Origin of the sequence: Limnothrix sp. PR1529, from assembly GCF_002742025.1 — a bacterium.
GTDB lineage: Bacteria > Cyanobacteriota > Cyanobacteriia > CACIAM-69d > CACIAM-69d > CACIAM-69d.
On the sequence record NZ_LIRO01000140.1, the window covers coordinates 1 to 10,695 of the forward strand.

The window sequence follows — 10,695 nt, forward strand, 5'->3', positions numbered from 1 at the left end:
GATCAACCCCAGCCCAACCCCCACAGCCCCTTTTCCCCCTGTGCCGCCGCCACCCCTGGCAACGGACTCTCGACAGAATTCTGAGGACTCACGTAGTTTGAGCAGCGCCCTATGGCTAAATTCATCGCCACCATCGCTGGCCCCGACGGCAAAGGCAAACGCGAAGTTGTTGAAGCAGAAAGCATCAACGGGGCGCGTAATAAACTGATTGCCGCTGGGTTTAGCCAAGCCCAAATTCGCGATCTCAAGGAACAGAAAAGCGGCCTAGACATTGACCTCGCCAGCCTCACAGCCAGCGTAACCGTAAAAGATTTGGCCGTGTTTTCTCGGCAATTTTCCGCCATGTTCAATGCGGGCATTGCCATGGTGAAATGTTTGGATATTTTGAGCAATCAGTGTGAAAATCCCAAACTGAAAAAAGCCCTATTTAAAATCAATGCTGATGTGCAAGAAGGGGAGACCCTGTCTTCTTCGCTGAAACGACACGGCGACATCTTCAGTAAGCTCTATTGCGCCATGGTGGAAGCAGGTGAAATTGGGGGGGTGCTCGATGAAGTGCTCACCCGACTGGCAACCCTGCTGGAAAATGCCGCCCGGCTACAAAACCAAATTAAGTCCGCCATGTCCTATCCCTCCACAGTGGGATCCTTGGCGGTCATTATCTTTTTGGGAATGACCATTTTTCTGCTGCCAACCTTTACGGGAATTTTCGATAAATTGGGGGCTGAATTGCCGGCGTTCACGCAAATCATGATTAATATCAGTGAGTTTTTGCGTGGACCCACCTTCCCCGACGATGATCCCAAGGGGCGCAAGAATTTCTATGTGGTGTTTTTGGTAATTGCCTTGGTCATCGGCAAGGTTGTCTATGACCTGTGGTACAAAACACCGGCTGGCAAGCGCCAAATGGATGCCGTCTTTCTGAAGTTGCCGATTTTTGGAGACATCATTCAGAAAAGCTCGGTGGCTAGTTTTTGCCGCACCTTTGGGACGTTGACGCGATCGGGTGTGCCGATTATTCAAGCCCTCGAAATTTGTAAAGATACCGCCGATAACCAGGTGGTTTCGGATGCGGTGGCTTCCTCTATTGCCGAAATTCAAGGTGGGGGGACGATCAGTGCGGCGATCGAGCGATATAAGGTCTTCCCGGCCATGGCCATTCAGATGATGATGATTGGTGAGGAAACCGGGGAACTCGACAAAATGCTAATGAAGGTGGCGGACTTTTATGAAGATGAAGTGGAGCAAGCAATCAAGGGTCTAACCAGTATGTTGGAGCCGTTGATGATTGTGGTGATTGGGGGGATGGTTGGTTCGATTTTGTTGGCGATGTATTTGCCCATCTTTGCGGTGATGGATGCGATTAAGTAGTGCTGCAAGGCAACGCTATTAACCATCAAAACTCCAAATATCAACCACCAAAACTCCAAGGCAAAGCGATCGATCATCAAAACTTCAGGTGAATTCTTCTCAGGTCAGCTTTTCTCAGGCAAACTTTTTTCAGGCGAATTTTTCGCGGGCGAACTTTTCTCAGGCAAATTTTTCCAGCGATCGAGTGAGCAGTAGCATCAGCGAGGCAGCCTATGTCCATCAAGTCTGCGGATTATGAGGAAATTCTGGCGACTTATAGTGGGCGGCAGGCGGCGATCGAGCTGCTGCGGGAATATCGGCCCTACTTGGAACTGTTGCCCAGTATGCGGCGGCCCCTGGACAGCACCGTGGTGATTACGTTGCCGTTGGCGCGGATCGATCCCGATGTGTTGGAAATGACCCAACTGGCCGAGGTGGCCGATGTGAGCCGATCGCGCCGTCGCCACTCGATCGAGTCTGAGCGATCGACCAACAAACCGGGGCGGCAGGCGGTACGGTTGCCCTGCGAGATTGCCCTCCTGATGTGCGATCCCGAGTGGCAGGTGACCACGGGTGTGGCGGTGTTTGTGTTTGTGCATCGGCCCAATGAGGATTTTTATGGGCTGATGAGTCGCTGGCGACAGACGCAATTGCTGCTCGATCGCGACTATGAATGGGTGATGCCCCTGGCTTACCGCCATGTGGTGGGCGATCGGGCCGATCGAATCTATCCGCTGTTTTTGCTGTCGGAGCGATCGCCCGAACGGTTGCAACGGGGCTTGAAGGGCGCAACCTTGCCCTATGTGGTTTGTCCAACCCAGGCGGAACCCCCCGCTCGATTCGATCCCCAGGTTGACCACACCCCCGCTCCCACCACGGACTTGACCCGCGAAGCACCCCATCCAGGCCCGGGGCGATCGGCCCGCGATGCTCAGCCCACCTCCGATCCAGAGCTGGAAGGCGATCTTTGGGTTGAGTGAGGGTTGCCGCTCGCGCCCTTGGGGCCCAGTTGGGCTTGGGCAACGACTGAGACCCGGATTCGGCCCGGTATCCAATAGGTTGCTTTTGTGCCTTGCGTGGCATTGGGCGACACAGCGCCGTTTTCGGCGTGATCGTATAATGCCAAAGCCATCCCACAAGGCTGGCCATCCCCTCCCCACAGCGTTTAGCTAGGTTAACGATGGACTTGCTGGAGTATCAGGCAAAAGCCCTGTTTGCCGCCATGGGCATTCCGGTGCTGCCTTCCCAACCGATCGCCAGCTTGCAGGAATTGCGGGAATTGAAGATTCCCTACCCGATCGCCCTGAAATCCCAAGTGCGGGCCGGGGGGCGAGGGCGTGCTGGTGGGATCCGGTTCGCCAGCAACACGATCGACGCGGTGGCCGCCGCCCAAGCCATTTTCAGCTTGCCGATCGGGGGGGAATGTCCTGCATTGCTGTTGGCGGAGGCCAAATACAACGTAGAGCAGGAGTTTTATCTGGCGGTGGCGCTGGATGACAACGCCCGGCGGCCGGTGCTGCTGGGATCCACCCAAGGGGGAATGGATGGCAAGCTTTCCGCCGGTACGGTGCATCAGGTGTTGGTGGATGGGGAATTTTCGCCCTTCTATGCCCGCCGTTTGGTGCTGAAGATGGGGCTGCGGGGCGAGCTAGTGCCTTCCGTCAGCGAGATTGTGGAGCGGATGTATGCCCTGTTTGTCCAAAATGATTTGGATTTGGTGGAGATCAATCCCCTAGGGGTCGATCGAGCCGGGGAACTGATGGCCCTGGACGGCAAAGTCACCGTGAACGACAGTGCGATCGATCGCCACACGGAGTTGAAATGCTTGCTCAACGGCGTAGTGATGCCGCCCAGCCTCAAGCCCGTTTGGATTGAGGGCGGAACCGCGCCCGCTTCGGTGGCCAATGCGGCCCACGGTGCTCAGGGGGCCGTGAACGGTCAGAGCAGCAATTCCACCAATGGCGATCGCAGCAAAAAGAACGCCAGCACCCCGATCGGGATTGTCTGCAATGGCATGGGGCTGACCTTAGCGGCCTTGGATTTGGTTTGCCGCTTTGGGGGCAACGTGGCCGGGTTCATCAATGTGGGCTGGACCGTGGGCGGTGGTCGCCCCGAAATCCTAGAAGGGCGGCTCGAACAGGCCTTAGCCAGTCTCAGCCATCCACACCCGGTGCGGGTGGTGCTGCTGGATTTGTTGGGCAGTGCCATCACCCTGGATGGCGTGGTGGCAGTGATTCATCAATATGCCAAGCGCCATGGTTGGTGGCGACAGGAAACCCAACCGATGGAAGAATTACCGCAACCCCTCTCCACCACCCGCAGTGAAGGGGACTTGGCTGTGAATAATTGGGCTAATAATTTGGCCCTGAATCAGGGACGCGGCCCCGCGATCGTGCTGCGGGTGTTGGGAGAACCCAGTGATGAAACGCGCGAGTTAATTGAAAGCTTGCCGATTTCCTTGGCCGACAGCCTCGAAGCCGCAGCCAAACTGACGGCTGTGTTGGCCAACGCGCCCCAAGTTTAAGGAACTGGTTGAAATGGGAACTGGTTGAAATGGAGAATAGCGGACTCGAACCGCTGGCCTCTGCGGTGCGATCGCAGCGCTCTACCAACTGAGCTAATTCCCCGAGGCAATTGGCGTATCGGACATGGTAGCACCAATCGGCGGTTCGGGCCGTTCCCGACCGGCAAAAAGCCGCTGCACTCGATCGAGATCCAAGGTATTTAAAAAGTCCACCACCCAATCGGCCCGGCGGTGCACCATTTGGAATGGGTGGCTGGTGGCCACGCCCACCACCTGCATTCCCGCAGCCTTGGCCGCCGCAATGCCAGGGTAGGTGTCTTCGATCGCCAAGCAATTTTGGGGTTGTAAATCCAGCCGATCGAGCTGCGATCGCAACTGGGCCACCGCTTGCAAATAACCATCGGGAGCGGGCTTGCTCTCTAGTCCCATATCACCCGTAATCAGCACGCTAAAGAACGATCGCAGCCCCGCCCGACTCAAAACCGTCTCCACCTCCGCAGCCAGGGCCCCGGTCACAATTCCCATGGGCAACCCCAGAGTGCGCACCCGACTGCAAAAGTCCACCACGCCCGGATAGATCGGCAGTTGGGGCAAGTGGGCCAGACGATCGAGATACAGTTGCGACTTGCGGGCCACCAACCGATCGAGCGTGTCATCATCCACCATGCGCCCCCGCCGAGCCAGCAGATCCCGCAAACAGGCCCGATCGCTCCGGCCCAAACAGACCTCGCGGAACTCCTCCGGATCCGGCCGCAAATTCTCACTCAGCAACATCTCTTGCAGAAGTTGCCCGTGCAGCGGTTCGTCATTAATGATTGTGCCGTTAAAGTCCAGCAGAATTGCTTTGAGGGTCATGGGCAATTGGGCAAACAACGGCCAACGGAGCCTTTACCGATTCCCAACCTCGAAGATCTTCGGTGCGGATTGGAGTCCTGAATCCTGGGAACGGGAATTGCGTCTTAAAAGTTTAGCGCCAAACCAGTCCCCCACCGTTGAACACCAAAGGCCAGGCTGCCCCCTAGCGAGTCGCCGCTCCCAACAGCCGGGGCCGATCGCGCCGTCGCACCCGTTGCCACTGTTCCCGCAAAGCCGCCACATCCGCCGGGCGATCGCCATAGCGCCAATCACTGTAGGCCCCGGCCACCGCCGCCAACAGCGCCAAGCGATCGCCCGCGCCGGGGCCGCCCCCCTGCTGGGCGAGCCACTGTTCATAGGCGGCCACATATTCCAATGGTGTTTGCCAAGGATAGGCGGGACAGTCTTCTGCTAACCAATCGCGCACCTCCTGATATAACGCAGCGATCGGGGCTAACCGAGCCAAGCGCCGCCGCCGTTGCCAAGCGTGCCAGCCCAACCAACCCAACCACAGGGCCCCACCCACCACCAAAGCCAGGGCGATCGCCGCCAAAATACCCGTCCAGCCCCCCGTTAACAAACCCAGTAACCGACCCACCAGTGCCAGCAGCCCCCCCAACACCCCTGAAATCACCCCATCCAGCCAATTGCGCAGGGGCGTGGGCAACCAACCGGCCACCCAAGCCCAGAGTTTTTCCAGGGTGCTGAAGGTTTCATTTTTCTCGATCGAGGGTGGAATCAAGGGATGGCCAGGAATCGGGTCAAAGCTATACCAGCCATACCCGGGAAAATAAACCTCTGTGATCAAATGGGCATCGGTGTTGTACACCTCGTATAGGCCAGTGAAAGGATTGAACCGACCCGGCGCAAACCCGGCCGCCACCCGCGCCGGAATCCCCAAACTCCGCAACATGAGGGTGAGGGTAGTGGGGAAATGATCGGGATAGCCCCCTTGATACTGAAACAAAAAGCGATCGACCAAATCTTCGCCCGCAGCCGGTGGCGGCAAGTCCGGTTGCACGGTGTAGGTTTGCTTCAGGGCTTGGGCTAAGAACAGCGCCTGCTCATACGCATCATTACGGGCATTGGGAGCCTTCGCGAGTAACTCTTGGGCCCGTTTTTGCAACTTGGGCCGCAAGGCCGCGGGCACATCGAGGTAATAGTTCCGAATGAAGGGGGGATAGGTACGGCGGGCCTGGCGCAGTCGGGTGCGATCGCGGTAGGCCACTTGGGAGATGACCGAGTAGGTTAACCCTTCATCCAAAATGCGGGGCGATCGAATGCTGCCTTCCTTGTCGATCGCAATTCCTCGGGTTGGGAAAAACAACTCCGTGGGTTGGGCCAGGGTGGGAATCAGGTTGGGCAAGGCCGAAAGCACCGTGTAACTTTGCACCACCTCTTCAATTTGGGCGCGGGTTGGCTCCGGCGGAATCACAAAGCGATAGGACCAATCGGGCCGCACCAGGCTTTGGGTGTCGTCATTGCGGGAAATTTCCCACCCGCGACCGGTGTAGCGATCGAACCCCAATACTCGCCAAAAGCCCGGCGACTGCGATCGCACCCGCATCACCAAGGTGGGAACCAGTTGCCCCTCAAGGGTTTGGTCGATCGTGCTGCTAAAGCCGTAATAGAACGTGTTGTCTGTTTGGCCGCGGCCTGCACCGCTGGTTCCCCCGAGGGCTTGGCCATCTTGCCCATAACCCGGATTGCGAATCGACGCAGACTGATCCCGGTTATCAAACATCTGATCCATCAAATTGGGCGGGGCCGTCACCGGAAACTGGCGCAGTTGGTAGCCCGGAAAACGCGGCAGCAGGGCAAAGACCACCAGCCCCAAAACCGCCACCACCCCAAACAACCGCGCCATCTGACCCGGCCGAATTAGCCCCGTGAGGTTGCGCCAATCCCGATCGCCCGGTTCCAATCCCAGGCGCGATCGATAGTCCAACACCAACATTGGCAGCGCCACCCCCACAAAGGCCACCAACACGGGTGCAAACAACATGGTTTGGCTGAGGGTTCCGGCCACCCCCATCAGAATCAGCCCGATCAGCATCGAGTAGCCCAAGTCCTTGCGCCGGGGCAAGTCAAAGCAATGGAGCACTTGCAAATGGATCAGCAACTCCGCCAAAACCAGGCGCGTATCTCCCAAATTGCCCAGGAGCGATCGAAAGAAAACGGCCAAGGCCACCAGCATTCCCGCCGCGATCGCCAGTTGTGCCCCCAGGTTGCGCCGCCGCCGTTGCCGCCAACTCCAGTAGGCCCCGCCAAAGCTGAGGGGAATGGCCCACCAACTGGTTTGGGTTCCAGCGGCCACATCGGTGGCCAAAATCCCGATCGCCACCAAAATTTGCACCAAGATTCGCAGGGCGATCGACTCTTCCGGTTGCGGCCGGGGTTGATTTTGCCAAGTTTGCAGCCGTTGCCACCAAGCCTTTCTTGCCGCTTCCGAAACCATGCCTGTTCCCCGGTCTTGCTTCAGCTATTCCCAGGATAATGGCTTGGCCAAAGATCCCCAGATCCTCAACCAGTCAATCACAGTCACAATCACGATCCTGAACGATCGCGATCATCACCACGATCTCAACCCCCATCAAAGAGCAATTTCAGAAGTTGGCTCGCGCGATCGCAACTCCGACGGCCCCGAGTCAGTGCCATGGGGCACAGGGGCCGGTGTTTCTTCCGAGGCCGAGTTGGCTTCCGGATTGGGCCAAGAACTCGATCGCCGCCGCACATAGAGATAGGCCGTCATGCGACCGCGCCCTTTCACTGGCAGATTAGACCAACGCTCAAACTCGTAATGATCCTTCAGGTAGGCATAGGTTGCCTCGGTCACCTGAATTTTGCCGGGAATCCCCTGGGACTCCATTCGACTGGCCACATTGACCGTGTCGCCCCAAAGGTCATAGCTAAATTTTTTGATGCCAATTACGCCGGCCACCACGGCCCCCGTGTTGATGCCAATTCGCAAGGCCAAGGGCAGCCCGGTTTCTCGCCGCAGTTGATTAATTTCCCGACGCATGGCGATCGCCATTTCCATCACCGTGAGGGCATGGTCAGGACGCGGCACAGGAATTCCGCCGGCCACCATGTAGGCATCGCCGATCGTCTTAATTTTTTCAAGGCCAAATTCTTCGGCTAATCGATCGAACGCCGAAAAAATTCGATTCAACAATTGCACCAACTCCAAAGGCGGCAACTGCACCGAAAGGGGCGTGAAGTCCACAATATCGGCAAATAAAATCGTGGCTTCCTCAAACCGATCGGCGAGGATTTCGTTTTCCATCGCCAACCCATCCTCCCTTGCCAGCCGATCGACAATGGCTTGGGGCAACACATTCAACAGCAACTTTTGCGTGCGGCTTTGCTCATCGCGCAGGGCCGATTCCATTTGCCGCCGCTCCCGCACTTCCCGATCGAGCAAAAAGAGCTGCTCTTGCAATAATTCTGCCTGTCGTCGCAAACGCTTTTGCAAACTGGCGGCCAACAGGGCCGGCCCCCGAAACAGCGTCAGATTGCGGGCCCGCTCATGGAGTCGATCGAGCCGACTGCGATCCAAATGCAACCGAATGCGTGCCAAAGCCTCCGCCGGTTCCAAGGGCAACAGCAAATAGTCCGCCGCCCCCGCCGCAAACAACGCGCCCCGATCGATTTGCCCCGCCGTCCCCACTAGCACGATCGGGGTGTTTTGGTAAGGAGCCGCCGATCGCAACTGATGGCACAGTTCCAAGGCCGCCAGCTCCGGCCAAGACTCCACCAACACCAAAAGCGGCTGGAGCCGAGCGGCCGCCGCCATCAACTCATCCAAACTCGCGGGGCAATGGGCTTCGCACCCTAACTCCGCCACCACCTGGGCCAAGGCCTGCGCCAACTCCCGATCGGCAATGCCAATCAGAATTGGGCTACCAGAGGCAACCACAGCCGAGCTTGTCGTTGGAGCATTCACAATAATCGCAGCGCCATGCGGCCGAAAACGATGCAGCCTGTCGTAACCATCAGTTACTAGGTAGGGGCTACAACTCCGCACAGACCAAATCCGCCTCAAACCAGAGATTCAAGGGAAATTGCCCCCAAAATCCCGGTATTTCGTGGTCAAAATTCGGTAAATGATGACAACCGACCGCCACAGCGGCGATCGCCCCCCCAAAAGACAGACTGCGTGACAATACGCCGATTAAAGATGCACCAACGGTTTAGCTCCCTGAGGCCGCACTGTGGCATCAAGCAACCTTCAGCCTAGGGTTTTGAGCCAAAAGTCTCTTGAGCCTTGAGCCAGCAACAAAGCTGCTGCGATCGTATCAAAATTCCCCCGAATCCAGGTTTCCTGGGCCCCACAAACCCCACCGGGCGATCGCCGGCTCCGTTCGCATCAGGCCCCGTTGGCATAATGAGACCAACCGCGATCGTGAGGACTAACCGATGATTGCCCAACCCACCACCACGACGATCACACCAGGGATTCAGCCCCCACCGATCGACTATCCCGATAGCGATGGCCAGCCGATCGCCGACAACACGAAACAGTTTCATTGGATCCAAAAGATCTACATGAACCTTGCCGCCATCTTTACCAACGATCCGCAAGTTTTTGTGGCGGGCGATCTGCTCTGGTATCCGGTGGAAGGGGACAACAAAACCCGCCAAGCGCCCGATGTGATGGTGGCGTTTGGGGTTCCCAAGGGCGATCGGGGTTCCTATAAACAATGGTGTGAAAACAACATCGCGCCCCAAGTGGTATTTGAGATTTTGTCGCCGGGAAATCGCTTTGGGGAAATGCTGAAAAAGCAGGCGTTTTATGACACCTACGGCGTTTCGGGTAGACCACGGCACAATAGCAACAGGTGATCGCGATCGGCAGGAGCGCAACGGGAATGACCATTGCCACAAGCCCTCAAACCTGGACGGATCAAGACTGGATGGCCTTACCCAAAGAGGGTCATCGCTACGAGTTGGTGGACGGTCAGGTGGTGGATCTGGGCAATTCGGGGATGGAGCATGGCTATTTAGCCTGCGTTTTGGTGGCGGCGCTGATGAATTGGGTGCGATCGCGCCGCTTGGGGGCGGTTTGTGATTCGAGCACGGCGTTTACCTTGGGCAATGGCAACCGGCGATCGCCCGATATTGCTTTTATCGATCGATCTCGGTTGCAGGGTCTCAGCCGTCCGCCCCGAGGCTATTTTGAAGGTGCGCCGGATTTGGTGGTGGAGATTTTGTCGCCGGGCAACACGGTGGACGAAATGCACCAAAAGATCGTGGAATATTTTGCCCACGGGACGCGCTTGCTGTGGAAGATTGACCCAAATGAGCGCTGCATTTTGGTCTATCACGGCCCGGAACCCGATCGCCTGTTGCGGGTTGGCGATTTGTTGGAGGGGGAGGATGTGGTGAGCGGGTTTGCGTTTCCGGTGGCGGAGTTATTTGAACCGTGGGATTTTTGACGAGCCGCGATCGCTCCCAACCGATGAGTGATGATCGGGTAGGGTGCATGGGAGCCATTGGCAATCGTTGCGAAATGGTTGATTTGTTCTCCCATGCACCGTGGATTGATCGCCACCCAACCGATCATCGTTCCATGCGTTACGGGTGGCGGTGCATGGGAGATGAATGGCGATTGGTATTGCCTTCCGAGCGTTTTCCCCTGCACCCTACGGTTCTTGGATCAGGGCTTGGAAGCGGGGATCTGGGCGGATGGGATCGAAGTCGCTGTCGGCTTCTTTTGCCCAGTTCCGAGCATCAGAGTCTAGCTTGATTGCTTGTCGTAGGTGGTTAATAGCTTCATCCACTTGGCCTTGCTTAACATAACAGATAGCTTTGCCATACCAGGCCTGGTAGAGGTTGGGTTTGAATTGGAGGGCTTGGTCGTAGCTAGCGATCGCCTCTTCATACCGCCCGAGCTTAACCAGCGCAATGCCTCGGTTGTTCCAGGCTTTGTGGTCGTCGGGTTGGAATTGGATGGCTCTGTCGTA

General features: G+C 57.2%; 10 protein-coding genes, 1 tRNA gene and 1 pseudogene. 6 read left to right on the top strand and 6 right to left on the bottom strand.

The annotated features are described in order from the left end of the window. Positions 1 to 111 precede the first annotated feature (111 nt). From AMR42_RS19055 to AMR42_RS19070, 4 genes are all read left to right on the top strand, one after another. Positions 112 to 1,371 carry a type II secretion system F family protein gene (locus AMR42_RS19055; protein WP_099535413.1) on the top strand — a complete coding sequence of 420 codons (1,260 nt, stop codon included), beginning with the start codon at positions 112 to 114 and terminating at the stop codon, positions 1,369 to 1,371. A gap of 88 nt (positions 1,372 to 1,459) precedes the next feature. Next, on the top strand, positions 1,460 to 1,609 hold the full coding sequence (locus AMR42_RS21695) for a pentapeptide repeat-containing protein (RefSeq protein WP_158234550.1): 150 nt from the start codon (positions 1,460 to 1,462) through the stop codon (positions 1,607 to 1,609). Further along, complete coding sequence (locus AMR42_RS19065; RefSeq protein WP_099535417.1) at positions 1,584 to 2,330, top strand: hypothetical protein; 747 nt, start codon at positions 1,584 to 1,586, stop codon at positions 2,328 to 2,330. The genes AMR42_RS21695 and AMR42_RS19065 overlap by 26 nt, the downstream gene beginning before the upstream one ends. 200 nt (positions 2,331 to 2,530) lie before the next feature. Further along, on the top strand, positions 2,531 to 3,874 hold the full coding sequence (locus AMR42_RS19070; RefSeq protein WP_099535419.1) for an ATP-grasp domain-containing protein: 1,344 nt from the start codon (positions 2,531 to 2,533) through the stop codon (positions 3,872 to 3,874). Between the two features lie 30 nt (positions 3,875 to 3,904). Here the strand turns inward: AMR42_RS19070 and AMR42_RS19075 are convergent. The 5 genes from AMR42_RS19075 to AMR42_RS20760 all read right to left on the bottom strand — a co-directional run bounded on the left by AMR42_RS19075 (position 3,905) and on the right by AMR42_RS20760 (position 8,895). Then, positions 3,905 to 3,977, bottom strand: a tRNA-Ala gene (locus AMR42_RS19075). Next, complete coding sequence (locus AMR42_RS19080; RefSeq protein WP_099535427.1) at positions 3,968 to 4,729, bottom strand: HAD family phosphatase; 762 nt, start codon at positions 4,727 to 4,729, stop codon at positions 3,968 to 3,970. The genes AMR42_RS19075 and AMR42_RS19080 overlap by 10 nt, the downstream gene beginning before the upstream one ends. A 163-nt stretch (positions 4,730 to 4,892) precedes the next feature. Next, on the bottom strand, positions 4,893 to 7,187 hold the full coding sequence (locus tag AMR42_RS19085; RefSeq protein ID WP_099535421.1) for a transglutaminaseTgpA domain-containing protein: 2,295 nt from the start codon (positions 7,185 to 7,187) through the stop codon (positions 4,893 to 4,895). A gap of 135 nt (positions 7,188 to 7,322) precedes the next feature. Further along, a complete protein-coding gene (locus AMR42_RS19090; RefSeq protein ID WP_234407106.1) occupies positions 7,323 to 8,648 on the bottom strand; it encodes an adenylate/guanylate cyclase domain-containing protein in 1,326 nt (441 codons plus the stop codon). A gap of 94 nt (positions 8,649 to 8,742) precedes the next feature. Beyond that, on the bottom strand, positions 8,743 to 8,895 hold the full coding sequence (locus AMR42_RS20760) for a hypothetical protein (protein WP_158234551.1): 153 nt from the start codon (positions 8,893 to 8,895) through the stop codon (positions 8,743 to 8,745). 253 nt (positions 8,896 to 9,148) lie between these two features. Here AMR42_RS20760 and AMR42_RS19095 point away from each other — a divergent pair. Next, positions 9,149 to 9,541: pseudogene (locus AMR42_RS19095) on the top strand (Uma2 family endonuclease); the annotation flags it as partial. Positions 9,542 to 9,600: 59 nt separating this feature from the next. Beyond that, on the top strand, positions 9,601 to 10,167 hold the full coding sequence (locus tag AMR42_RS19100) for a Uma2 family endonuclease (protein ID WP_099535425.1): 567 nt from the start codon (positions 9,601 to 9,603) through the stop codon (positions 10,165 to 10,167). Between the two features lie 207 nt (positions 10,168 to 10,374). Here the strand turns inward: AMR42_RS19100 and AMR42_RS19105 are convergent. Further along, a partial coding sequence (locus tag AMR42_RS19105) for a tetratricopeptide repeat protein (RefSeq protein WP_143473192.1) occupies positions 10,375 to 10,695 on the bottom strand: 321 nt, incomplete at its 5' end.

Excerpts from the sequence above, each read along its gene's own strand:
- AMR42_RS19070 (WP_099535419.1), top strand. The coding sequence starts at position 2,531 with ATGGACTTGCTGGAGTATCAGGCAAAAGCCCTGTTTGCCGCCATGGGC.
- AMR42_RS19065 (WP_099535417.1), top strand. The coding sequence starts at position 1,584 with ATGTCCATCAAGTCTGCGGATTATGAGGAAATTCTGGCGACTTATAGT.
- AMR42_RS19100 (WP_099535425.1), top strand. The coding sequence starts at position 9,601 with ATGACCATTGCCACAAGCCCTCAAACCTGGACGGATCAAGACTGGATG.
- AMR42_RS19080 (WP_099535427.1), bottom strand. The coding sequence starts at position 4,729 with ATGACCCTCAAAGCAATTCTGCTGGACTTTAACGGCACAATCATTAAT.
- AMR42_RS19085 (WP_099535421.1), bottom strand. The coding sequence starts at position 7,187 with ATGGTTTCGGAAGCGGCAAGAAAGGCTTGGTGGCAACGGCTGCAAACT.
- AMR42_RS19055 (WP_099535413.1), top strand. The coding sequence starts at position 112 with ATGGCTAAATTCATCGCCACCATCGCTGGCCCCGACGGCAAAGGCAAA.